Below are 24,547 nucleotides of genomic sequence, written 5' to 3' on the forward strand. Positions count from 1 at the left end.
GAGGGTGGGTGCTGCACGGGTGGGTCAGGGGCCGGGCGGGGCCTCGGTGTCGGCGGCCGGGCCGGGGGTGCCGACGGAGCCGACGTCGATCCGGGCGCCGTCGCCCGTCACGGCGCCGACCGGCCCGGTGTAGCGGGCGCGGCGCTGCTCGGCGCGGCTGGTGGCGCTGTTCTGGTTGATGACGGTGACCGTGCCCGCGGGCGCCGCCGGGTCCGGTGGTGCGGGCAGGGTGCCGCGCAGCTTCTCCGCGAGGGCCCCCGGAGTGGTGATCCAGGGGGTGCGGGGCTCCTGGAGCACCGCGAAGAGCACCATGCCGACCTCGCCGCGGACCAGTACCTTCGTCGCGGAGTCGGGTGTCGCGGTGTCGGTCGTCCAGGGCAGGCGCCGTTCCGGCTCCAGGAGTTGGTGGAGCAGCGCGGCCAGCGCCACGGTGTCGTGCTGCGGGGTGCGCGGGGCGCCCGGTTCGCACTGGGGACCGTAGTAGACGGAGTCCCAGGTGTGGGGGACCTCGCCCGGGCGGGCCGGGTCGGGAGTGCCGCTGTGGCCCCAGCCGGTGATCCGCACCTCGCCGTCGACGAGGGCCAGGTGATCGGGGTGGACGTCACCGTGCGGAATGCCCCAGCCGCGGTGCACCGCGTCCAGCGCCTCGCAGGCGTCGACGATCCAGCGGACGGCCTGTTCGGGGGCGACGGGCTCGTCGGGGTTGAGGAAGCGGTCGAAGGTCCGGCCGCCGACGTCCTCCTGGAGCAGCCACCGTCCGCAGGCCCGCCAGTGCCGGGGCAGTGCGGTGACCGTCCGCGCGGCCTCGGCGAACCGGTCGACGGTGGCCCCCGGGTCCCCCTCGCTCAGGAACGTCCCCCGGTACCGCTGTCCGTGCGTGTCCCGGACCCGGGCGACGGGGTGGCCGCCGCGCTGGTCCGTGCCGAGGACCTGGAGGGCCTCCCGTTCCAGCATCGCCCGCTGCGGGTCCTGCTCCACGGACTCCTGGTGGCGGCCCCCGTCGAACCAGCGCTCCACGATGGGGTTGACCCAGGCGAGGCTGGCGTCCTTGCGGCGCAGCAGCCCCAGGTCGATGTAGTCGGCGAGCTCGTCGACCTTGGCGTTGCTCCAGCCGGCCTTGACGTCGCCCTCGTGGCGGCTGTCCTTGAGCCGGTCGGCGACCTCGAACAGCAGCGGCGGCACCTTCTCCTGCGCGTCGTACTGGTCGAGCAGCCCGGTCACGGCCCCCTCGCCGGTGACGACCCCGCGCACCGCCTCCTCGACGAGCCCCGGATCGACCACCCGCCGGCCCCGTTCCCCCAGGAGTTCCGCCAGGGCCTCGCCGAGGAGGTGCAGGTGGTAGGGGTGGCCGAGGGTGGCCTCGTACGCGGTGATCGCCGACCGGTCCAGCACCTCGACGCCGAAGCCGTCCTGGTCGTCGTGGAAGCCCTGGTGGATGACCTGCATGGCCGCCATCGGGTCCAACAGCCCGATGGGCAGCGGGCGGGGCATGTCGGTGCCGATGGGGGTGCCCTTCAGCAGTTCCTGTAGCTGTGCGTAGGTGCAGGAGCCGCTGAACAGCAGGGCGATCTCCCCGCGCTGGCTGAGGTCCCGCAGCGCCCCGGTGGCCTGGCGCTTCGCCTCGTTGTCGTCGCGGTAGCCGCGCAACAGCTCCTGGCACTCGTCGATGATGACCAGGGGTTTGACCCGTTCGTCGGGCCACACATCCCGGCGCACCTGCTCCCACCAGGCGGCGAACACCGTGACGAGGCCCGCCTGTGCGCCCGTCCACTGGGAGAGTTCCAACGCCCGGGCCAGGCCCCGGTGCGGGTAGAGGCGGCTGAGCCGGTACTCGGCGTCCGCGGCGATCAACGGCAGGACGTTGCGCACCGGGTGGGCGGCGGACTGTCCGCTGACCAGCACCGGGAACAGTCGGGGCACCGGCCAGTCGGCGGGCTCGAGGAGCGCACCGGTGGTGGGGTTGTGCAGCCGGCGCAGGTCCTCGATGAGGGAGGTCTTGCCGGCCCGGCGGGAGCCGGTGATCAGCAGCGGGCCGACCGGGGCGTGCGCGGCGTTCGCGAACCTGCCGCGGATCTCCTCCTTCTCCCGCTGGCGGCCCACGAACATCTCCTTGCCGGTGCAGATCTTCGGGGTGAACCGCTGCCGCAGCGTGTCCCGCCGTTCCAGGAACTCCACCTCGACCTCGTAGCGGACCGGTTCCGACCAGCCCTGGTCGGGGAACTGCCAGCGCAGCGCCAGAGTCACCCGTTCCACGGCGCCCTCGGCGGTCGGCGCCGGCGCCTCCACCACCAGGGACCCCTTCTTCGCGTCCTGGGCGATCAGGCCGTGGCCCTCCCACTCCTGGGCGGCGCCGGCACAGCTGACAGCGGCGGTCCGCGGCTGCTGCTGTCCGGTGCGCAGTTCGAACACCACCTCCACGGGCCCGTCCCCGATGCGGGTGGCCCGGGGCTTCGCCAGGAGGGGGGCGCCCTGCTGCAACTGCTGCTTCGCGGTGCGCTGCCAGTGCGCGCGCAATCCCGTCTGGACGGTGACCACGCAGTCCAGGTAGGGGCTTTCGCGCAGCAGCAGGTCCTCGGCCAGGTGGTGGCTCTCGGCGAGGGCGGCGGCGGTGCGGGCGATCAGTGCGGTGACGGAGGCGGGGTCGGCGCCGGGGCCCGCGGCCGTCGGGGCGTCGGGGGCCGGGGCCAGCCGGGCGGTCGCCAGGACGAGTCGGGTCAGTCGGTCCCAGCAGCCGGCGAGCCGCCGCACCACCACCCCGGTCAGCGGGTCGACCCCGGCGGCCAGCACGCTGGTGAAACGGGCCACCCGGTCGGGCAGTTCGACGTCGAGCGGGGTGTCCTTGACCTCGTGGGCGAGGTCCGCGGCGGCCCGGGGCGCGGGCCGCCGCTCGGTGGGGGCGTCCCGCTGGACGAGCAGGTTGCGGGCCCGACCGGACGGGTCGGGTTCCCCGTGCCGGGCGCACAGCTGCTGGAGCGGCGCCGTGACCTGCGCCTTGCTCGCCCCGTGGTCCGCGGCCTCCCGCAGCCGGACGACCCCGGCGCCGATGCGGCCGGCCGCCACGTACACGTCGAACAGGTGGAGGCGTCGGGCGACCAACTCGCGGCGCTGCTCCGGGCCCTTCTGTCGGCTGTGGTGGCTGGTGCGGCGCATGAAGGACAACAGCCGGAACGGGTCGCCCTTCAGGTGGGCGGCGATCCGGTCGATCTGCGCGGCCGGGAGCACCGGGGCGCCCACCGAGTTGAGGACCTCCGGGAGGTCCGCGGCGAGCGCGTCGGTGACCAGTCGTTCCGGTGTGCCCTCCCCGGCCACGGCCCGCCGGTAGACGGCGAGCGCGGCATCGGTCAGCTCCGGGGCGCCGCCCCGGTCGGCGAGGACCACCGCGACGGCCGCGGCCCGTTTCCCCGGCGGACCGGGGCACAGCCTGCCGTACTCCAGGAGCAGTTCCGCCGCCTCGACGGGCCGTCCGCACATCTCGGTGCCGGCCCGCAGTCCGGCCTGGGCCCAGATGTCGTCCTCGTTGTGCCACCAGCGGGGCGCTTCGGTCAGCAGGGCGTCGGCCTCGGCGTACCGGGCCCGGGCGTAGGCGAGTTGCACCAGGATCTCCAGCCGGACCTGGAGGGTGCCCGCCATCTCGGACAGCCCGCGGATCTCCCCGTCGACCTGCTCCTTCTCGGTGGCGGTCAGCTCCGGCAGGTCGCGCAGCCGGATCAGGCACATCGCGGCGGCGTTGGCGATGCCCGCGTGCCAGGGCCGCTCGGCGACCAGTTCCCGGGCGTGGGCGGCGGCGCTCTCCCAGTCCTCGGCCTCCGCCGCGGCGATCATGTCGGCGGCATCCGCGAGCAGTTCGTCCGGCGCGGCCCGCCGCCCCAGCCGGGCCCGCTTGTGTTCGCGCAGGGCGGTCAGCAGCGCGGTGCGGCCGGGGGTGGGCCGGTAGCGGGTGAGGGCGTACCGGTCGAGGAAGCCCACCGTGCTGCGGTACGCGTCGGTGAGCAGGGCGACGGCCTCCGTGCGCGGGGTCGACGCGTCCAGCGTCACGGTTCCCGGGGCGGCCTGCACCGCGCGTTTGGCCCGCTTGCTCTGCGGGCCGAGGAGGTAGGCGGCCTCGGCGCAGCTCGGGTTGCGGGCCAGGGCCTGTTGCGCGTAACGGGCCCGCCCGGTGGTGTCCTTCAGTTCGTGGGCGGCCTTCGCCAGGGTCAGGTAGTGCTCGAAGCCGACGTCGGGGCGCAGGTGCCGCAGCAGGGTGTCCCGGACCTGGCGGACCGTGCCGACCTTGCGGGCGATGCGCACCGCCGGGCCCAGCAGTTCGGGGTGGGCCGCGGTGTCGTCGATCCAGCGGGCGAGCAGGGCCCACGCCTCGGCGGTGAGCCCCGCGGTCTCCAGGACCATCACCAGGGCGGCGGCGGTGGCCGGCTCGGGCGGCTGGAGGGCGAACAGTTCGCGCAGGGTCGCCGCGTGCCGCTCCTGGTGCGCGCGGTCGAGGCGGATCGCCTTGCGGACCGCGTCGGCGGCGAGCCGGAAGTGGTGGGTGGTCGGCTCGTTGCGGCACTGGGCCACCAGCCGGGCGGCCGTCGACTCGGCCTCGGTGACGTGCAGCGCGGCCCGCGGCGGGCGGGGGAGCGCGATCCCGGGGGCGGCCCGCCGCACCACGGGCGCGGACCGCAGCGCGGGCCGCGGCACGGACCGGCCGAGCGCGTCGAACAGGGCCCTGAGTTCGTGCTGTTGCCGGGCGGTGAACGGCCGGGTGGTGACCCGGGTCTGGTAGAGGTACGTGTCGGCGGCGGCCGTCAGCCGGCCCGTCGCCGCGTAGGCGCAGCCGAGGTTCCAGGCGGCGCCCGCGGTGAGCCACAGGTCGTCGGCGTAGGTGCTGTGCAGCCGCAGCGCGTCCTCGGGGCGCCCGGCGATGATCAGTTGGCCGAGGGCGTTGCCGAGGCAGACCGGGTGGGCGTGCACGGCGTCGATCCACAGGTCGGCCCTGTCGTTCGGGGTGGCCGTGGCGGGCGGGTTCTGGGCCCGCCAGACGGCGACGAGCGAGGCTTCCGGTTCCACGATCAGCGACATGTGCGGCTGGATGTCGTGGCGGTCGGCGCGCACCGGGCTGCCCGCGTCCTCCCGCACCGGCGGGCAGGGCGGGTTGAGTTCCTCCAGGATGCCGCCGGCCCGCGCCGCCCGGTCCCTCAGGTGCAGTACGCGCGGCAGCCGCTCCGGGGAGATCCACAGCACACAGCTCTGGAGGACCTCCACGGCCTCGTCCCAGTACCGGTTGTCCATCAGCCAGGTCGCCAGGTCGCGGGCCGCGAAGTCGTCGCGGACCTCCATGACGGCCTTGATGACGAGGTTCAGGGTGCCCGGCGGCGGCACGCTCAGCTGCATGGTCCGCAGGTGCGCGAAGACCGTGCCGAGGTCGCGGCCGGGGCGCGGGGTGCCGGAGCGGGCCTCTTCGAGGAGTTCCGGGAGCCGTCCCTCCAGGAGCGCCTGCGCCACCCCGGGCTCGGTGGAGCGCGGCCCGTAGCGCACCGGGCCGCCCGCTGCCGGGGTCGGTGCGGCGAGCTCGGCGGGCCCCCGCTCGGAGGCCCGGGCCAGGCGCTCCTCCAACGGCTGGGTCCACAGCGGTCCGGCGCCGCCCGCCCGGGCCTGGGCGAGTTGTTCGCCGGCCACCTCCAGGTCGGTGCAGCGGCGGTCGAGGGCGACCCTGGCCAGCTCCACGTGGTGGCGCCAGCTCAGCTCGCCGCGGGCTGCGGCGATCCGGCGCACCACCTCGCGGGCGGACGCCAGGTCACCGCGCTCGCGGTGGATGCGCATCAACAGGTACGCGGCGGGGGCGGACGGGTTCGCGGTGAGCAGTTCGTCGAGGAGCCGCACGGCCTCTTCGGTGCGACCGCCCTCGTGGAGTTCCTTGGCGCGGGCGGCGAGCGCGGGTTCGTCCCCCGGGTCGCCCTGCGGTCCGCCGGCGGCGGGCGGCGGGCCCGGCGCGGCTACGGGGGCGGGGGCGACCAGCGGCGAGGGGTGGCCGAGCCGGGCGCAGTAGTCCGCCAGGGCGGCCCGCTGGTCGGGGTCGGCCGCGCCGGGCAGGATCCGGGCGAACACGGTCAGGGAGGCCAGCGCGGCGCCGTCGTCGCCGACGGCCGCGTAGGCGCAGGCGATGTTCCACACGGCGGCGGCCCGGAAGTACTGGGCGTGGGCGTGGCGCCGGTACAGCTCCAGGCCGGCGCCGGGGTCCCCGGCCCGTACGTACCAGCCGACGGCCCAGCCCAGGGCGACCGGTGAGCCCTCGGCGACGGCCCGCGCGAAGTGGGCGGCGGTGTCGCCGGGCGAGGCGCCGACCGGGCCGTTGCCCGCCGGGTCGTCCAGCAGCGGGACGAGCGGCAGCGCCGCGTACGGCAGGGCCGGCGGGCGGTGCCCGGGCGGCGGGAGCGGGGGCCGCCCCAGGGCGAACACCGCATCGGCGCCCGGGGCGTCGCCGGCCGCCCGCAGCTCCAGGGCGAGTTCCTGCCAGAGACGGGAGCGGTGGGTGTGGTCGAGCGTCGCGCGCAGGGCGGCGCCCTTCCCCGGCGAACTGCGGTCGAGCAGGGCGGCGGCGCGCAGCACCGGGTCCGCGGGCGCGGGCACCGGGGCGGGCTCGGGCACCGCGGCGGGCGGCGGAGGCGGCGGGGCGGGCTCGGGCTCGGGTCGAGGCTCCAGGCCGCGTTCGACGACGTCCAGGTACTGCTCGGCGGTGTCGAGTTCACCGGCCGAGGCGTACATCCCGGCAGTGCGCAAGTGCAGCCGCAGCAGGTCACCGGGCTCGTCGTGCTCCGACGGAGCGCCGTCCGGTCCGGCGTCGAGGACCCGGCCGGCCTCCCGCAGTCGACGGGTCACCTCCACCCGCCGGTGCTCCTGCGCGAGGCGCTCGACGGCCGCCTCGGCGCGGTCGACGTCCCCGTGGTCCAGGGCGTCCGCCACGGCGTCCCGCAGCGGGCCGAGCACCACGGCGGCGGCCGGCTCCGCACCGTCGACCAACTCCGCGGCCCGGGTCCGCAGCTCCTGCGAAGGAGCCAGGTGCGGCGCGAGTTCGTCCTCGTCGAGGCCCCAGTCACGGACCGCACCGGCGACCCGGTGCGCATGCCGGGCCGCAGTGGCGTCCAGCGCGGCCCGGGCCAGCGCGACGAGGACGGGCACCCCGTCCTCGGTGTGCGGCGCGTCCGGGTCCGGCCCCGGCTGGAGGGCCGCCGCGGCGACCCGGGCGAGGACGCCTTCGAAGTCGTCCGTGCCGGTGAGCGGCTGTCCCGGCCCGTCGCCGTCCCACAACCGGAGGGTGCTCAGCAGGAGTTCGGCGAGGTCCGGCGCGTCCGCCCGGTGCGCCTCGTCCACCAGTCGCAGCAGCAGCCCGCCGTCGCCGGGCGGAACGGCTGCGCCCTGCGTCCCGGTGCGCCGCAACACCCGCCGGCGCAGGGCGAGGACGGCGGGGACCGCGATCCGGCCCAGTTCCTCCGGCGCGAACCGCACCTCGTCCACACCGTCGTGGAGGAGGAACGCGGCCAGGGCACGGCCCGTGTCCCGGATGTCTTCGCCAGACCAGCTGAGCAACCGAACCCCCGCGCAGCGATCGCCGTTTGCGTACCGATCCTATCCAGCACGGCCGGATATCGACCCCGAGTCACAGCAATCCCGATGACCGCGGGTGGACCGGACGTCACGCAGGGAGACGCCCACCGGGGCGGCACGGTTGCACCGGAGCACCCCGCTCGTCGCCCTGCGCCGGGGTGTCGCCCGGCACTACGCTCGGTACGGGGTCGGTTCCCCCGGGTGGTCGGCGCGCGCCGGCGCCCGGAACGACCCCGTGCCCAGCACGCCCGATCGGGGGAGAGCACGTGAGCGGCAGGCGGCCCCTGCGGCGCGAGGACCGCGCGGCGTTCGAACGCATCTTTGACGACGCCGTCCGGGTGCTGCGCAGGTCCGGCGTGGTGCCGGACCACGTGGAGGACGCGGATCTGCACGCTCTGGTGGTGGAGGCGATGGACTCCGTCAACCCGGTGGCGGACCGCGCGTACGACGCGTACGCGTACCTCCGGGAGCACGCGGAACGGGGGCGGCTGCGCCGGGCGATGGCCGAGGCGGCACCCGAGTTGGACGAGGTGTACGGCGAGGGCTGGACCCGCTGGGCGTTACGGGAGCACGCCGGCCCGCACCCGCCCTCCGAGCAGTGGCTCGCCGAACGGGTGGTCCCCGCAGCCCGCGCCCGCTGGGAACAGGAGCTGCTGTTCCAGGGGATCCTGCCGCTCCTGATCCCGGCGTTCCGTGCCCCTTGGGCCCTCGCGGACATGGACTTCAGCAGCGCCCGGACCGCGCCCCCCGTCAGCCCCGGAGCCGCCCCGGGCGGGACACCACGCCCCCAACCGGCCGGGGACGCCGAGCCGGACCCCGAGCCGGACACCGGACCCGACGTGACCTGGCACGGGGGAACGAACCACACGGGCATCGTCCGCCCCCCGGACCCCCCGACCCAGGTGACCCCGTACGGCAGTCCCCCCGCGCAGACCGCCTTCCCGCGCACCGTGCCGGACCCCGAGCCGCAGCCACCGCCCCCCGACCCGCGGCGCATGGTCGTGGAACTGGTCGACCAGGCCCCGCCGGGCACCCGCGTCCCCCTGCACGTGCAGTTCGTACGGGACGGGCCGGACCGCACGGACGGAGTGCCGCTGCGGGCCTTCGCCGTGCCGCCCGAGGGGGCCCGGCTCCTGGTCACCGTGTACGCCCCCGGGCTCACCGTGCTGGGTGACCTCCAACAGGAGGTCACCGTCCGACCGGGCGCCGACTCCGACGTACTGAGGTTCGGGCTGCGCACCACCGCACCCGGACTGCGCACCGTGACCGTGCGGGCCTTCCACCGCGGCACCTTCCTCGGCGAGGTGCGCGCCCAGGTGTCGGTGGGCACCGGAGCGCCCGTACGGGACGGGCCGCCCCGCACCGCCGCCCTGGGCACGGTCGCCTTCGACCCGGGCGAGGTCACGCTCCAGGTGCTGCGCGGCGCGGACGGCTCGTACAGCTTCCAGCTCATCGGCGAGACCTGCTACGCGCCGGAGTCGTTCCGTACCGTCGGCGGGGACCCCCGGCTGATCTCCGAACGCGTGTACCGGGAGCTGCGCCAGGCGGCGGCCGACGCCGGTCCGGGCGGCGCGGACGGGACCGCGGGCACCCGAAGGCTGCGCAACCTCGGGGTCGAACTGTGGGCGTCCGCGGTGCCGGAGGCGGTGCGCCGACAGTTCTGGGCCGAGGCGGACCGCGTCTCCTCGGTGACCGTCCTCGGCGAGCACGACCTCGTCCCCTGGGAGCTGCTGTACCCGCTGGACGGACCGTCCGAGGGACCGGGGTTCCTGGCCGAGTGGCTGCCCGTGGTCCGTCGCACCTTCGGCCAGCAGCGGGTACGCCGACTCGCCCTGCCCGAGGTGACGTTCGTCGTGCCGCCGGGCTCGCCGCCGGAGGCCGCCCGGGAGGTCGAGACGGTGCGACGCCTGTTCGACGCGGGAGCGACCGGCGCCCGCGTCCTGGACGACCGCGCCTCGGTGGCGGCCCTGGTGGAGGACGGGTACCGCGGCCTGCTGCACTTCGCCTGCCACAACGCGTTCACCACGGAACGGGGTTCGGTGGTGTCGATGGCCGACGGCCCGTTCGACCCGGTGGACCTGGCGTACGCGACCCATGCCGGCACCCTGCGGGAGTCCGGGCCGATGGTCTTCTTCAACGCGTGCCGCAGCGCCGGCCAGATCGACTGGTTCGCCAGCACCCTCGGCTGGGCCCCGCAGTTCCTGCGGGCCGGAGCGGGCGCGTTCGTCGGCACCCTGTGGCCCGTGCGCTCCGATGCCGCGCAGGACTTCGCCCGCGCCTTCTACACCCACTTCCTGGGCCACGGCGGGTCGTTGGGCGAGGCGTCCCTGCACGCCCGGCGCGCCCTGCGCCGCGGGGACGGCGACCCCACCTGGCTGGCGTACGCCGTGTACGGCAGCCCCGCGGCCCGCGCCGAACCCCCCGGACCGGCAGCGACGACCCGTCAGCCCTGAGGGGGCGCGGTGAGCCAGCGCCCGTCCTGGAACTCGGCGGGCACCTGGTCCCCGAAGGGTTCGATCCCGCGGCGTTCCAGCTCGTCGAACCAGGCGTCCCGCTGCGATGCGGGCAGCCGCCGCCCGCACCAGGGACAGAAGTCGATCGTGACGCTCGCCCCGCCCCCGTCACGCACGGGCAGCCCGTACTCCCGGAACCTGGCGCTGAACTCGATCAGCGCGTCCGGGCAGACGGCGGGCTGCATGTGCCGCTCGCAACGCGGGTGCACGGCGTCGTCCATCGCTTCGCAACAGTGCTGGTCGGCCATGGCCCGGTGTCCCCTCGATCGTCAGTGCGCCCCCGTAGGGGACCACACTCCCGGGCGGTCCCGCCGGGCCCTCAGCCCGCGCCGGCCGCCCGGACGGCGTCCTCGGGGGTGAGCCGGCCGCCCCCGCCGAACACCTCGGTGAAGCCGGCCTCGCCCAGTGCGTCGCGGGCCAGCGCGGACGCCCGGTCCACGTCCCCGTGTTCGGCGCGGGACAGCGGCGCCCCGGTGGACTCCCGGGTCGCTGCCGCACAGCCCAACAGCAGGGCCGCGCCGGCCGGGTTGCCGGGGGCGACGGCGCCGGCCAGGCCCTCCAGGGCCAGGGCGACCGCCCGCGGATCACCCGTGGTGAGCGCCACCCGATATCCCTCGCAGTGCAGCCGCAGCGCCGCCGGGACGTCGCCCCGCAACTCCGCGACGAACCCCAACTCGGCGAGGACCAGGGCGTTGGCCCCCTCCAGGCCGACCTCGCGGTGCCAGTCGAGGACCTGCCGCAACTGCCATTCGGCCTCGTCGAGGCCGCCCTCGCGACGGGCGCCGAGCCCCAGCCCCAACCGGGCGTTGATCTCCCCGGCGCGGAAGTCCAGCGCGGCGGCCTCCCGCAGCGCCTGCCCGTGCCGGGCCCGTGCGGTGTCGAAGTCCCGTTGGAGCAGGGCGATCCGGCCGAGGCCGGCGAGCAGGTCGGCGGCGAGGGTGGACAGCCCGAACCGGCGGGCCGTCTCGAGCGCGTCCTCCTGCACCGCACGGGCCGCCTCGTAGTCGCCGTGGATCTCGGCGACCGAGGCCCGTGCGTACACCGACCACACCTGTCCGCAGGCGTCCCCGAGTTCGGCGAACAGCCCGGCGCCGCGCACCGCGTCGTCCGCCGCGCCCGTCAGATCGCCCCGGAGCAACCGCTGGGCCGACCGGTCGGACAGCGCGGCGGCCTCGCCCCACCGGTCGCCCAGGGCCCGGAAGCCTTCCAGCGCGGGCCCGGTCAACGCCTCGGCGGCGGTCAGGTCACCCGTGCCGGCGAGGCTGTGGCCGAGGAACCAGCGCGCCCGCACGGCGCCCGACCCGGTCGCCCCGCCGTCCAGGGCGTCGGTCTCGGCCAGCGCCGCCGCGATCCGCACCGCGCGGTCGGCCCCGTCCCCGGACATGATCCGCACACCGGTCAGCCACACCGCGGCGCGGGCCCGGGCCGCGGGGTCGCCGCCGGGCAGGTCCCGGGCGGCGGTCAGGGCCCGGCGGGCCTCGCCGAGCCGGCCGCGCAGCACCCAGTACCAGGCGAGCGCGTCGCACAGCCGCAGGGCGTGCGACGCGTCACCGCGGGCCAGTGCCGTGTCCAGGGCCCAGCGCAGATTGGCCCGCTCGGTGTCGAGCAGCTCCAGCACCCCGGCCTGGCGTCCGTCGCGCAGTCCCGGCACCGCGGCCTCGGCGAGGGCCGTGTCCCGGGCGAGGTGCCGCTCGTGCACCGCGTCGAGTTCGCAGGCCTCCACCAGCCGTTCGTTGCCGTAGGCGGCGACGGACTCCAGCAGCCGGTACCGGGAGCCGTCCGCACTGACCTGGACGAGGGACCGGTCCACCAGCCGGGCCAACAGGCCGAACACGTCCGCGGCCTCGACGCCGTCCCCCGCACAGACCGCCTCGGCGCCCTCCAACGCGTACCCGTCGGGGTGCGGGGCGAGCCGGCGCAGCACGGCCCGCTCGTCCTCGGCCAGCGGCTCCCAGCTCCAGTCGATCACGGCGCGCAGGGTCCGCTGCCGGGCGGGCGCCCCCCGCTGACCGCCGTCGAGCAGCCGGAACCGGTCGTCGAGGCGGGTCAGCAGCCGCTCGACGCCGAGCGCCCTGACCCGGGTCGCGGCGAGTTCCAGGGCGAGCGGGATGCCGTCGAGGCGACGCACGACGGCCAGGGCGGCATCCCGGTTGGAGTCGTCGAGCACGAACCCGGGCGCCGCCGAGGCCGCGCGCTCCGCGAAGAGCTGCACGCCGCCCGCCGGGTCGAGCGGCGGCACCTGCCACAGCGTCTCGGGGGCCAGGGCCAGGGACTCCCGGCTGGTCGTCAGGACCACGACCTCCGGGGCCCGCCGCAACAGCGTCTCCACCAGCCCCGCGACCTCGTCCACCACGTGTTCGCAGTTGTCGAGCACCAGCAGCGTCCGGGTCCCGCGCAGCGCGGCGGCCAGCTTCTCCGCCGGGCTGCTGGGTTCCTGGACGCCCCACACGCCGTCGTCCCGCAGGCCGAGCGCCGCGGCGACCGCCTCGACCGGTTCGCCGTCGCGGGCCAGCTCCACCAGCCAGGTGCCGTCCGGGAAGTCGTTGCGGGCGCGGTCGGCGACGGCCAGCGCCAGGCGGGTCTTGCCGACCCCGCCGGGACCGGTGAGGGTGACGAGCCGCCGCCCGGTCAGCAGCTGCGCCACCTCCGCGACGGCCCCGTCCCGACCGACGAGTTCCCCGGGCGGCACGAACAGGTTGGTGCGCGGGGCGACCACGGCCCGGGCGGGGGCGGGGGGCGCGCTGAGTTCGGGGTCCTGACGCAGTACGGCGCCGTGCAGGGCGGCGAGTTCGGGGCTCGGGTCGACGCCGAGGTCATCGGCGAGCCGGTGCCGCAGCCGTTCGTACGCGGTGAGGGCGTCGCCCTGCCGCCCGGCCCGGTACAGGGCGCGGACGTGGACGGCGGTGAGCCGTTCGCGCAGCGGGTGTTCGGCGACGAGGGGGGCGAGTTCGGTGGCGAGCGCGAGGTGGTCCCCGGCGTCGAGCCGGGCCGCCGAGCGCTCCTCGACCAGGGTGAGCCGTTCCTCCTCCAGCCGCTCGACGGCCGTCCTGGCGAAGGTCTCCTCGGCGAAGTCGGCGAAGGCGGGGCCCCGCCACAGGTCCAGCGCACCGGCGAGCAGCGCCGCGCGGGCGTCGGCGTCGGGCACCTGCCGGGCCCGCTCCGCCAGCTCACGGAACCGGTCGGCGTCCAACGCGCCTTGCGGTACGAGGAGTTGGTAGCCGGGAGCGCGGGAGGCGAGGTGGGCCCGCCCGCCCGGTCGCACCTCGTCGAACACGCGGCGCAGTTGGGACACCTTCGCTTGGAGGGCGCGCAGCGGGTTGCCCGGCTGTTCCTCGCCCCACAGGTCGTCGATGAGTCGGTGGGCGGCGACCGGACGGCCCGCGTCGACCAGATGGGCGGCGAGCAGCGAGGCGAGCAGGGCCCGTACCTTCAACTCCGGTACGCGCACGGGGTTCCCGTCGCCGTCGAGCACCGCGATCTCGCCGAGCACCGCGAACCGGATGCCGCCGCCCGTGGTCGTGACGGGCGGGCCCGGTGCCCCGTCCGTCGCCGTGTTCCGGTCGTGCACCCCGTTCACGCCGCCCCCTCGTCGTCCGCTCATTGGGGGGCGCCCGACAGCACCCCCTTGCACCCTGTCACACCCCCGGCGCACGCCGGCGGTGCTGCCGGGCCGCGGCGCCGGGTTGGCGTCATCCTGCCGATCTCCGCGCCGGCCCCCGCCGGGCCGTTCCGCCCCCGAACCTCACCCGAACCGGACCCGAGCCCGACCCGAGCCGGCGGGCTCCAGTCTGTGACCACAGCGGACGGGACAACGGAAGTCCCGCCCCCAGCAGTACCGGAGGACGGAACCATGGAGCACGTCAACGACACGGCGCACACCACCACCGCGGCGGCCGAGCAGGTCACCGGGCGGCGGCTCGTCGGCAAGACCGCGCTGGTCACCGGCGGCAGCCGGGGCATCGGCCGGGCCATCGCCCTCCGGCTGGCCGCCGAGGGCGCCCGGGTCGCGGTCCACTACGGCGCGAACGGGACCGCGGCGAAGGAGACCGTGCAGGCGATCGAGGAGGCGGGCGGCTCGGCGTTCGCGATCGGCGTCGCCCTCGGGGTCCCCGGCGACGCGGACGCCCTGTGGGCCGCGTTCGACGAGCACGCCGACGGGGTGGACATCCTCGTCAACAACGCGGGCATCGCCGGCCCCGGCACGATCCACGACGTGACCGAGGAGAGCTACGACCAGATCTTCGCGATCAACGCCAAGGCCCCCTTCTTCATCGTCCAGAAGGGCCTGTCCCGACTGCGCGACGGCGGCCGGATCGTCAACATTTCCTCCGGCGTCACCAAGGTGGCCTTCCCCGGCATGACCGCGTACGCCGCCACCAAGGGCGCCGTCGAGGTGCTGACGCTCACCCTGGCGAAGACCCTCGGCGAGCGGGGCATCACGGTCAACGCCGTGTCGCCGGGCACCATCGAGACCGACATCCACCCGTGGATGGCGGACCCCGCGGCCAAGGCGGCGGCCGCCGCGTACTCGGTGTTCGACCGGGTGGGCCGGCCGGACGACGTGGCGGACGTCGTCGCCTTCCTCGCCTCGCCCGACGCCCGCTGGGTGACCGGGCAGAACATCGACGCGAGCGGCGGGTCCGGCCTTGGCTTCTGACCGCGCCCCCGGGGCGCCCCGACACACCCTGCTGGTCCTCGCCCACCCCCGGCAGGACTCCCTGACCGCGCAGGCCGCGGTCCGGCTGCGCGACAAACTCAAGTCCCGCGGCGGCGACGTCGACGTGCTCGACCTGTACGCCGAGGGCTTCGACCCCCGGCTGACCCCGGTCGACGAACCCGACTGGGAGCACCGCGACAAGCAGTACTCCGACGAGGTCCACGCCCACATGGACCGGATCGCCGCCGCGGACGACATCGTCGTCGTCTTCCCCGTCTGGTGGTTCTCCGTCCCCGCCGTGCTGAAGGGCTGGATCGACCGCGTATGGAACTACGGTTTCGCCTACGGACGCGGTACGCCCCGGCTGGCCGGCAAGCGGATGGTGTGGCTCGGCCTGGCGGGCAGCTCCCGGGAGCACTACGAGACCTCCGGGCTCGGCGCGGCCATGGACCTGCAACTGAGGGTGGGCGTCTCGGAGTTCTGCGGCATCGAGGACGCGCGGGTCCAGGTGCTCTACGGGGCCGAGCTGTCCGGGGTGGCGGAGCACCGCCGCCCGGACCGCGTCCGGCACCTGCTCGACGAGGCGCAGGACGCGATCGCCCACCTCTGACGCACCACCGTCCCCACCACCCCCCGTTACCCCACGCAACGCCGTACGGCACTCGTCGCCGTACGGCGTTGCCTGCGTTCACGGGACCGCGCGGCTCCCGGAACGCACCCGGAAGCGGCCCGAACACGGCCCGAACCGTTCCCGAGACGGTGGGGCCCAAGCTCCTGCCATGACCTCCGAAGAGACACCCCGAGCACAAGCGGCACCCCCCGGAAAGGCCGCCCGCCCCGTCCGGTACCCCTGGCTGGGCCTCGCGGTCCTGTTGCTGCCGGTCACCCTGATGACCGCCGACCTGGGCGTGCTCTGGCTCGCCACCCCCTACCTCGCCGCGGACCTCACGCCCAGCGGCAGCGAACTGCTGTGGATCACCGACATCTACGGCTTCCTCACCGCCGGCACCCTCGTCGTCATGGGCACCCTCGGCGACCGCATCGGCCGCCGCCGGCTGCTGCTGTTCGGCTCGCTCGGGTTCATCGCCGCGTCCGTGGTCGCCGCGTACGCCACCAACCCGGGGACGCTGATCGCGGCCCGCGCGGCGCTCGGCATCGCCGGGGCGGCCGTGCTGCCCTCCACGCTGTCGCTGATCAGCCACATGTTCACCGACGCCCGACAGCGCGCCAAGGCGATCGCCATGTGGGTCACCGCACTCTCCGTGGGCCTGGCCATCGGACCGATCGCCGGAGGCGTCCTGCTGGACCACTGGTGGTGGGGCTCGGTGTTCCTGATCGGCGTCCCTGTGATGCTGCCGGTGCTGCTGCTGGCGAAGGCGCTGCTGCCCGAGTACCGCGACCCGAACCCCGGTCGGCTGGACCTGCTGAGCGTGGCGCTGTTCCTGCTCGCCGTGCTCCCCCTGATCTACGCGGTCAAGGACGTGGCGGCGCACGGCCCCGGACCGGTCGCCGCCCTCTCGCTCACCGCCGGTACCGCACTGGCCGTCGCGTTCGTCCGACGCCAGAACCGCCTCGCCAACCCCCTCCTCGACCTGCGGCTCTTCCGCGACCGGACGTTCACCGGCGCCCTGTTGACCCTGCTGCTCGGCATGACCGCGCTCAACGGCGTCGAATACCTCGTCCCGCAGTACCTCCAGTCCGTCGCGGGCCTGTCCCCGTTGGCCGCCGGGATGTGGCTGCTGCCGGGCGCCGCCGGACTGGTCGCCGGATCCCAACTGACGCCCGCCCTCGCCCAGCGCACCCGTCCGGCCCACGTCATCCTCGCCGGACTGGCCGTGGCCCTGGCCGGCTACGCCGTCACCAGCGTCGTGGAAGGGGTCGTACCGATCTCCCTGGCCCTGGCCGTGATCATGTTCGGGGTGGCCCCGATCAGTGTCCTCGGCACCACGCTGGCGGTCGGCGCGGCCCCGCCGGAGAAGGCGGGCGCGGCGGCGGCGACCGGCCAGACCGCGTACGACCTGGGCCTGGCCCTGGGCATCGCGGTGACCGGCAGCGTCGCGACCGCCGTGTACCGGGCCGAGATGCCCTCCGACGCCCCCGCCGAGGCCCGCGACACGCTGGGCGCGGCGCTGGACCTCTCGGCGCGACTCCCCGAGGGCGCCGGGGACTTGGCACAGCTCGCGAAGTCCGCGTTCACCTCGGGCCTCCAGACGGCGTCGGCGCTCAGCGCAGGGTTCGCCGCGGTGACGGCGGTACTGGTGTGGACGCTGCTGCGGGGCGTTCCGGCGACGGGTACGGTGCCCGCCGCCGAGGAGGGTGCCGCCGGGGCTCCCGGTTCCGAGCGGGTGCTCGACGGGGCGACCCACTGACTGGCACGGCGGCACGGCGGCACCCCGGCACCGGGCGGCGGTACGGAACTCCCGTACCGCCGCCCGCCGGTGTGCGCCCGGCGCGGGGTCACCGCGGGTGCACGGACTCGACCCGGAACAACCGCGGCTGCACGTCCGTCGCGATCACCGCGGCCTGGTCCCTGTGCACCCGGGCCTCCGGGCGGGCCAGCACCGCCCGGTAGCGCTCCTCGGACTCCCACTGGGTGTAGCTCGGCCTGGCGTTACGGGGCGACGGTGGACACGTTGATGAGCGTCGCCACGGGGCGACTGCTGTCGACACTCGCAGTAATAGTCATACCGATTCATTTCCCCTTACAACGGGCAACCGATCGCCCCACGCCCCTCAACCCCCCGATCGGAGTCGAACCCGACACGGACTCCGAAACGCCGGAGTCCGTCGTGCGACCGTCACCATGTGCGGTGCAACCGCTACCGTGGGATCACTGGCTCCGTTGGGGCGTGCACTCCCCGGTGGTCCACCGCACGCATCGGGGAGGCAGACATCCACCGGCGTACTTTCCTGACGAACACGGCCTACAGCGTCACGGCAGCGGCCCTGCCCTTGGGCGTGGGGGCGGGCGGGGAACAGTCCCCCGGCGCACCGCACCGCCCGGTGGGCAACCGGGCCGGGCGCGCGGAGGTCGAGGCCGTGCGGGACATGACCACCTTGTTCACGGAGATCGACGAACGCCACGGAGGACAGCACGGGCGGACCGCCGTCGTGCAGTACCTGCGCAGCGACGTGGCGGACCTGTGCCGAGCGTCGTTCGCCTCGCAGGACACCCGGGACGACGCGCTGTCCACCGCCGCCTGCGTCGCCTACCTGTGCGGCTGGAAGGCGTACGACGCGAAGGAGCACGGCCTCGCCCAGCGCTACTACCTCCAGGCCCTCGCGCTCACCGGGGAAGCCGGCGACGACCTCCACGGCGCGTGGACCCTGCGCATCCTCGCCCACAACGGGATGGACGTACGGCAGCCGCGGCACACCCTGGCGCTGGCCGAGGCCGCGCTGACCCGGGTCCACGGCCGGGTGTCCCCCGTCACGGAAGCGCTGTTCGTGGTGACCCGCGCCCGCGCCCTCGCCGTCGCCGGACGCGCCAAGGAAGCCGTCGCCCAGATCCGCAGTGCCCATGAACTCGTCCTGCGTGACGAGCCGGACGACCTGCCGTTCTGGGCCCGGCTGTGGGGCTCGCCGCACGCGACGGTGGCCTCCCACACCGCGAAGACGTTCCGAGCGCTCGGCGACCACGCCAACGCCGAGACGCACTACGCCGCTTCGGCCCGCACCCGCGGCGGCATGCCCCATCAGCAGCGGATCACCGCCCTCACCCTGGCCGCGCAGGGACGTGCGCAGGCCGCGCAGGGCCACCTCGAAGAGGCGTGCACCACGTGGCACCGTTCGCTGGACCTGTGCGGCGACGTGCACTCCGCCCGCGTCACCGACGAGGTCCGCGCCATCCGCAGCCGCCTGACCACGTTCCGCAGCCGAGGCGTACGCGCGGCCGAACTCCTCGACGAACGCGCCCGCGCCTGGCAGAAGGCGAGGCGATGACCCCCATGACCACGGAGCGTCCGACGACCGAGTACCGCAGGGTCGAGCACCTGCCGGAGATCCGCGGCGCCCTCCTCGGCATCTACGCCGAGGTGTACGCGGACGACATCGCCACCCACCCCTTCTTCTCCCTGGAGCGCTTCGAAGAACGGCTCGCCGGGCACACCACCGCACCGGAGTGGGGATGCGTACTGGCCCGGGTGGCGGGCGAAGCGGTCGGGTTCACCTACGGGTTCCGGGCGCGCGAGGGCGACACGTTCACCCTCTGCGAGAACATGCTCCGGGCGCCCCACCGCGGGCAAGGCATCGCCCGCTCGATGCACGACGAGCTGATCCGGCACCGGGAGGAGGCCCTCGCCCAACTCCTCGTCCGCCGCGAACGCCCCCGCCTGCGCGCCCTCTACGAACGCTGGGGCTACCGGCACGCCGGCGAGAAGCTCCCCTTCCCGGACTCGCCGCTGTACGACGTCATGGTCCTCACCCTGCGACAGCCGAAGCGCCGAGTGGCGGATTAGCGAAGTAGCGGAGTACCGGCCGGACGGGGTCCCGGTGGTGCCCCGATAGGATCGCCCGGTCGAACGGTGTACGGACGGAGTTCACTCATGGGTCACCCGCGCATGGGCATCGCAATCCTCACCATGGGGAATCGCCCGATCGAGCTGCGGGCCCTCCTGGACTCGGTGGCCCGACAGGACCTCGCGGCCACGCGCATCGTGGTGGTCGGCAACGGCTCCCCACTGCCCGAGCTGCCCGATGGCGTGCACGGCGTGGAACTGCCGGAGAACCTGGGCGTGTCCGGCGGACGCAACGTCGCCATCGAGGAACTGCGGCGCCTGGGCGACGTGGACGTGGTGGTCGACCTGGACGACGACGGCCTGCTGGTCGACACCGGCGTCCTCAGCCGCCTCGCCCGGATGTACGGCGAGGACCCCCGCCTCGGCATCGTCGCCTTCCGCATCGCCGACGAGCACGGGGAGACCCAGCGCCGCCACGTGCCCCGGCTCCGCGCCTCGGACCCGCTGCGCGGCGGCGAGGTCACGACCTTCCTCGGCGGCGGTCACGCCCTGTCCATGCAGATGCTGGACGAAGTCGGCGTCTGGCCGGACGAGTTCTTCTTCACGCACGAGGAGACCGACCTGGCCTGGCGGGCGTTGGACGGGGACTGGCGCATCGTCTACGAACCCGCGCTGCTGCTGCAACACCCCAAGACCTCCCCCGCCCGACACGCCGTCTACTACCGCATGACCGCCCGCAACCGCGTCTGGCTGGCCAAGCGCAACCTGCCCGCCCCGCTCGTCCCCGCCTACCTCGGCACCTGGACGCTGCTCACCCTGGCCCGGACCCGCTCCGGGGACGGCCTGCGCGCCTGGGCCGGCGGTTTCTGGGAAGGCGTCCGCACCAACGGCGGCCCCCGCCGCCCCATGCGCTGGCGCACGGTCGCCCGCATGACCCGCCTGGGCCGCCCCCCGGTGATCTAGAACCGGTGAGGTTCATCCGTGCCACACATGCCCTCACCACCGCTCTCCTTCTCACCGCGTGCTCCAGTGCGGCAGGGGACGACGACCGCGCGACCGGAGCCAAAGGCGCCGTCCAGATCAACCCGCGCGAGGACATCTACCTGCTTTCCTTCATCACACGGGACAAGCAGGCGGAAGACATCGCGAAGGACCTACGCTCAGAGAAACCGGTGCGGGCGAGGAAGCAGGACGTCGTTCCGGAGGACGAACTCTTCGGGCACCTCGGGCTGGCCGAACCCCAAACCCTGCCGGGAACGCGCTGGGCGGGGGTTTGTCCACCGTGCGTGGGCGACCACCGGCGCAAGCGGGTGCAGTGGATCGAAACGTACCTCCAGCCGCTCAAGGAGGGTGACCGAACGCGGGTGTACCTGTACGCGTTCTGAGCGGTCGGGGCGTCCTCCGTAGTCCCTTTCGCTGGTCCACCAGAACCAGGTGGGCGCTCCGCCGGGCACCATGTCAGCCTGACACCGACCTACGGCTAGGAAGGCCCGACACCGGTCAGCTGACCGCTCAGGCCCCGCGCGAGCCGACCCGGCGGCGGTTCCGGTCACCCGTCGGGTCGGGCAGCAGCTGACTCGCGGCGATCAGGGCGAGCCCCGCGAACAGCAGGACGTTCCCGCCGATGAAGCGGACCTCCCAGGACGCGTCCGGCAGCACGTCGAAGTCGATGAGTCCGTGCACCACCAGGGACATGCCCATGAGCAGGGCGCCCGAGCCGTGGAGCCGGGGTCGGGCGCCCGAGCGGCGCACCCCGGGCAGGGCCCGCCCCGTCACGATCATCACCAGGCCCGCGGTCATCGCCAACCCGCCCACGAACACGGCCGCGCCCACTACCCACTCCATCTGGCTCACCCCATCTCCGATCGCTCGGGACCGGGGTCGCCACACCCGTTCCGCTGGGGGCACATGGTCACCCACTGGTTCGTGTGCTGGCAATGCCGCCATCCGGCAACCTTCGACGCGCTCCGGCTGCCGTGCCCCGTGCGGTCCACCTCCCCACGGGGCCAAAGGTGTACAACAGCAGGGGCGGCCGGCCCGCGCCGCCCCGACCGAGCGCCGCACAGCCGAGGAGCCGTCCGATGCCCAGCACCCCCCTCACCCCCGCCGAACTGGAAGCGGCCCTGTCCGACCTGCCCGGCTGGTCGGTGCGCAACGGCGAGCTGACCGCCTCCTTCACCGCCGACCGCGGCGACCTGCCCGCCCTGTACGCCGCGGTGGCCGCCGTCGAGGACCAGGCGAACCACCACGCCGCCGTCCGCATCCTGTACGCCACCGTCGAGTTCGGGCTGAACACCCATGACGCGGGCGGCGCCATCACCGCGAAGGACACCGCGCTGGCCGCCCGGATCAGTGATCTCGCCGACCGCCACGGTGCCCGCCCGAGCGGGACGTGAGCTGCGAGCGGATCCGGGTCGACACCGCGGTGGCCGCCGCGGTGAGGAACACGAACGTGTAGACGATCTGGAGGATCACCACCACCCGGGCCGACTGGCCGTGCGCGGTGATGTCGCCGAAGCCGACCGTCGCGAGCGTCACCACCGTGAAGTACAGCGCGTCCACCCGGGTGTAGAGCCCCTCGAACTCCCCCGGGTCCCGCGCCAGCGCCAGGTACGCCACGGCGAAGACCAGCACCGTCACGCACATCAGCACCAGGATCGCGAACGCCGGGTGGGTGCCCTCGCGTTCCAGCAGCACGTCCCGGATGTGCTTGAGGATCAGCCAGGCGATCACGAAGAGGGACACCGCGAACGCCGTCCAGCTCACCAACGGGTGCTCGGGGCCGAAGGCACGCGCCGGGATCAGGAAGTACACGGTGACCAGGACCAGCACGGTGCCGCCGATCGCGGCCCAGCGACGCAGCGGGTCCGGGACGCGGTGCGGGGCCCGCCCGGCGCCGCCCGCACCACCTTCACTGTCCGCACCACCCGCGCCCCCCGCACCGTCCCGCGAGCGCCCCCCCGTCACGACCGCTCACCGGCCCGCCCCGCACCGTCCCCGCGCCCCACCGTCCCGGCCAGGTACGCGATCCCGACCCCGGCGAGCGTCGCGACCGTCCGCTCCCAGAACCGTCCGCCGGCCGTCCCCCGGTCCCCCTGGAACAGGAGCAGCAGCACCAGGAAGGTGGTGAAGCCGCCGAGCACGTACCAGCGGCTGCCCTGCACCCCGCCCGCGCCGCCGAGGGTCAGCAGGCACAGCGCCCCGTACACCCCGTCCGGTGGCAAGGTGCGCAGCACCGCCAGCGCCAGCACCCCGCCGACCAGGACCGACACCGTCCGGCCCACGGCCCGGCGGCGGACCATCTCCGGGCGGGGCCGCATCACCATCAGGGCCGCGACCACCGGCCAGCCCGGGTGCGTGGGCGCGAGCGCGAGCCCGACGACGGTGGCCGCCGCGCCCGCCGCACCGAGCCGCAGCCCGTAACCCAGGGCCTCGTCCCGGCCGAGCGGCAGGCTCAGGTGCCGGCCGGGCAGCGGGCGCTGCGGCCAGACCAGGGAGACCAGCCAGGCGTAGGCCGAGCCCACGGCGATCAACGCGCCGACGGCCAGCGCCCCGGACACCTCCGGATAGCTGAAGCCGACGCCGAGCAGCGGCACGCACAGCGCCATCGCCAGGACCCCGCCCGCCCGCCGGGCCGCGAGCAGCGCGGCGCCCACCGCCAGCACGAACACCCCGGTGACGGCCAGCCAGTCCCGGTACACCAGCAGCGATCCGAGGACGACGGACACCCCGGCGGCGCAGCCGACCAGCACGATCAGCGCCCGGTGGCGCCGGCTCGCCGGCAGCACCAGGGCCACCGCGGGCAGGCCGCCGAGAGTGAGGGCGAGCCCCCGTTCCGGGTCGTCGAACGCGGCGACGAGGCCGCCCGGCAGCGCGTACAGGACCCCGCGCACCGCCGCGCCCCCGTGCCACGCCAGCGCGGGGAGCACGGGCGTGGCCCGCGGGGGTCCCCTCACGTCCGGCGCCGGGCCGCTGTCGCGTAGTGGCGCAGGAAACGGGCCTCCACCTCCGCCATGTGCTGGATCTCGGAGGGGTCCACGCTCTCGTTGGGGGCGTGGATGAGGCACTGCGGCTCCTCGACGCCCATGAGGACGATCTCCGCGCGGGGGTACGTCCGGGCGAGGACGTTGCACAGCGGGATGGAGCCGCCCTGGCCCAGGAACTCCATGGGGCGGCCGTAGACCTCGGTCATCGCCCGGTCGAGCGCCGCGTACGCCGGTCCTTCGGTGGCCGCCCGGAAGGGGGCGCCGCCGCTCTCCGCCTCGACGGTCACCCGGGCGCCCCACGGGACGGCCCGCTCCAGGTGCGCGGTGAGCGCGTCGCGGGCGGTGTCGGGGTGGATGCCGGGCGGCACCCGCAGGCTGACCCGGGCCCGGGCGGTCGCGGGCACCGCGGCGGAGGAGCCGACGACGGGCGGGCAGTCGATGCCGAGGACGGTGACGGCGGGCCGGGCCCACAGCCGGTCGGCGACGGTGCCGGACCCGGTGAGGCGGACCCCGTCGAGGACCCCGGCGTCCCGACGGAACTGCTCCTCGTCGTACCCGGCGCCCGTCCAGGTGCCGTCGGCGGGGAGCCCGTCGATCCGGGTGCCGCCGTCGTGCGGGTCGCGCAGCGAGGCGAGGGCCTGGACGAGGGCGCCGAGCGCATCGGGGGCGGGGCCGCCGAACATGCCGGAGTGCACCTCGCCGTCCAGGGTGCGGACGGTGACCACGAGGTCGGCGAGGCCGCGCAGCGAGGTGGTGGCGGTGGGGACGCCCACGGCGGCGTTGCCGGTGTCGCAGACGAGGAGCGCGTCGGCGAGGAACTCCTCGGGGTGGGCGGCGACGTACGCCTCCAGGCCGCCGGTGCCCTGCTCCTCGGACCCTTCGGCGACGAACTTGAGGCCCACCGGGATGTCGTCCGCCCCGAGTGCGCGCAGGGCCGTGAGGTGCATGACGACATTGCCCTTGCAGTCCGCGGCGCCGCGCCCGTACCAGCGGCCGTCGCGTTCGGTGAGGGTGAACGGCGGGGAGTGCCAGGCGTCCTCGCCCAGCGGCGGTTGCACGTCGTAGTGGCAGTAGAGCAGCACGGTCGGGGCGCCGGGCGGGGCGGGTCGGTGGCCGAGGACGGCGTGGCTGCCGTCCGGCGTCCGGGCGAGGTGGACGTCGTGCAGCCCGGCGTCGGCGAAGGCGTCGGCGACCCAGCGGGCGGCCCGTTCGCACTCCTCGGGCGGGTACTGGCGGGGGTCGGCTACGGAGGGGATGGCAACGAGTTCGGCGAGGTCGGCGCGGGCGCGGGGCATCAGGTCGGCGACCGCAGCGCCGAGCCCGTCGGGGTCCGTGGTGGTGTGGGTCACGGGG

The 24,547-nt window shown here is 75.1% G+C and carries 16 protein-coding genes; 9 read left to right on the forward strand and 7 right to left on the reverse strand.

All coding sequences use genetic code 11. The features are described 5' to 3' along the window. Nucleotides 1–24 precede the first annotated feature (24 nt). On the reverse strand, nt 25–7,563 hold the full coding sequence (locus ACFV88_RS01980) for a tetratricopeptide repeat protein (RefSeq protein WP_385484933.1): 7,539 nt from the start codon (nt 7,561–7,563) through the stop codon (nt 25–27). A 284-nt stretch (nt 7,564–7,847) separates the two neighbouring features. On the opposite strand from ACFV88_RS01980, the gene ACFV88_RS01985 reads away from it, so the two are divergent. Further along, nucleotides 7,848–10,034, forward strand: coding sequence for a CHAT domain-containing protein (locus ACFV88_RS01985; protein ID WP_385484935.1), 2,187 nt, complete (start codon nt 7,848–7,850; stop codon nt 10,032–10,034). Here the strand turns inward: ACFV88_RS01985 and ACFV88_RS01990 are convergent. Beyond that, a complete protein-coding gene (locus tag ACFV88_RS01990) occupies nt 10,025–10,342 on the reverse strand; it encodes a DUF6980 family protein (RefSeq protein WP_385484937.1) in 318 nt (105 codons plus the stop codon). The two genes, ACFV88_RS01985 and ACFV88_RS01990, sit on opposite strands and share 10 nt — an antisense overlap. Nucleotides 10,343–10,413: 71 nt before the next feature. Next, nucleotides 10,414–13,671, reverse strand: a complete 3,258-nt coding sequence (locus ACFV88_RS01995; RefSeq protein WP_385484939.1) for an ATP-binding protein — start codon at nt 13,669–13,671, stop codon at nt 10,414–10,416. A gap of 273 nt (nt 13,672–13,944) precedes the next feature. On the opposite strand from ACFV88_RS01995, the gene ACFV88_RS02000 reads away from it, so the two are divergent. The 7 genes from ACFV88_RS02000 (at nt 13,945) to ACFV88_RS02030 (ending at nt 20,593) form a co-directional block, all read left to right on the forward strand. Continuing rightward, complete coding sequence (locus ACFV88_RS02000; protein ID WP_385484941.1) at nt 13,945–14,751, forward strand: SDR family oxidoreductase; 807 nt, start codon at nt 13,945–13,947, stop codon at nt 14,749–14,751. Beyond that, nucleotides 14,741–15,361, forward strand: coding sequence for an NAD(P)H oxidoreductase (locus tag ACFV88_RS02005; RefSeq protein WP_385484943.1), 621 nt, complete (start codon nt 14,741–14,743; stop codon nt 15,359–15,361). The genes ACFV88_RS02000 and ACFV88_RS02005 overlap by 11 nt, the downstream gene beginning before the upstream one ends. Nucleotides 15,362–15,530: 169 nt before the next feature. Beyond that, the gene (locus tag ACFV88_RS02010; protein ID WP_385484945.1) at nt 15,531–17,120 is read left to right on the forward strand and encodes an MFS transporter; all 1,590 of its coding nucleotides are present in this window, start codon (nt 15,531–15,533) and stop codon (nt 17,118–17,120) included. A gap of 679 nt (nt 17,121–17,799) precedes the next feature. Continuing rightward, a complete protein-coding gene (locus ACFV88_RS02015; RefSeq protein ID WP_385484947.1) occupies nt 17,800–18,693 on the forward strand; it encodes a hypothetical protein in 894 nt (297 codons plus the stop codon). After that, nucleotides 18,690–19,208, forward strand: a complete 519-nt coding sequence (locus tag ACFV88_RS02020; RefSeq protein ID WP_385484949.1) for a GNAT family N-acetyltransferase — start codon at nt 18,690–18,692, stop codon at nt 19,206–19,208. The genes ACFV88_RS02015 and ACFV88_RS02020 overlap by 4 nt, the downstream gene beginning before the upstream one ends. An 87-nt stretch (nt 19,209–19,295) precedes the next feature. Then, nucleotides 19,296–20,171: a glycosyltransferase family 2 protein gene (locus tag ACFV88_RS02025; RefSeq protein WP_385484951.1), complete on the forward strand. Its 876-nt coding sequence runs from the start codon at nt 19,296–19,298 to the stop codon at nt 20,169–20,171. Between the two features lie 5 nt (nt 20,172–20,176). Continuing rightward, nucleotides 20,177–20,593 carry a hypothetical protein gene (locus ACFV88_RS02030; RefSeq protein WP_385484953.1) on the forward strand — a complete coding sequence of 139 codons (417 nt, stop codon included), beginning with the start codon at nt 20,177–20,179 and terminating at the stop codon, nt 20,591–20,593. A 127-nt stretch (nt 20,594–20,720) separates the two neighbouring features. Here ACFV88_RS02030 and ACFV88_RS02035 read toward each other — a convergent pair whose 3' ends face one another. Next, nucleotides 20,721–21,053, reverse strand: coding sequence for a hypothetical protein (locus ACFV88_RS02035; RefSeq protein WP_385484955.1), 333 nt, complete (start codon nt 21,051–21,053; stop codon nt 20,721–20,723). A gap of 236 nt (nt 21,054–21,289) precedes the next feature. Here ACFV88_RS02035 and ACFV88_RS02040 point away from each other — a divergent pair, with 236 nt between their 5' ends. Further along, nucleotides 21,290–21,604: a 4a-hydroxytetrahydrobiopterin dehydratase gene (locus ACFV88_RS02040; RefSeq protein WP_385484957.1), complete on the forward strand. Its 315-nt coding sequence runs from the start codon at nt 21,290–21,292 to the stop codon at nt 21,602–21,604. Here the strand turns inward: ACFV88_RS02040 and ACFV88_RS02045 are convergent. The 3 genes from ACFV88_RS02045 to ACFV88_RS02055 are packed head-to-tail and all read right to left on the reverse strand — an operon-like array spanning nt 21,558 to nt 24,543. Further along, entirely contained in the window at nt 21,558–22,175 is a 618-nt protein-coding gene (locus ACFV88_RS02045; protein ID WP_385484959.1) for a potassium channel family protein, read from the reverse strand. The genes ACFV88_RS02040 and ACFV88_RS02045 overlap by 47 nt on opposite strands. Then, nucleotides 22,172–23,164, reverse strand: a complete 993-nt coding sequence (locus ACFV88_RS02050) for an FUSC family protein (RefSeq protein WP_385484961.1) — start codon at nt 23,162–23,164, stop codon at nt 22,172–22,174. Before ACFV88_RS02050 ends, ACFV88_RS02045 begins: the two co-directional genes overlap by 4 nt. Further along, nucleotides 23,161–24,543, reverse strand: coding sequence for a dipeptidase (locus ACFV88_RS02055; RefSeq protein WP_385484963.1), 1,383 nt, complete (start codon nt 24,541–24,543; stop codon nt 23,161–23,163). Before ACFV88_RS02055 ends, ACFV88_RS02050 begins: the two co-directional genes overlap by 4 nt. Nucleotides 24,544–24,547: the final 4 nt, after the last annotated feature.

Source organism: Streptomyces sp. NPDC059816 (genome assembly GCF_042732055.1).
GTDB lineage: Bacteria > Actinomycetota > Actinomycetes > Streptomycetales > Streptomycetaceae > Streptomyces.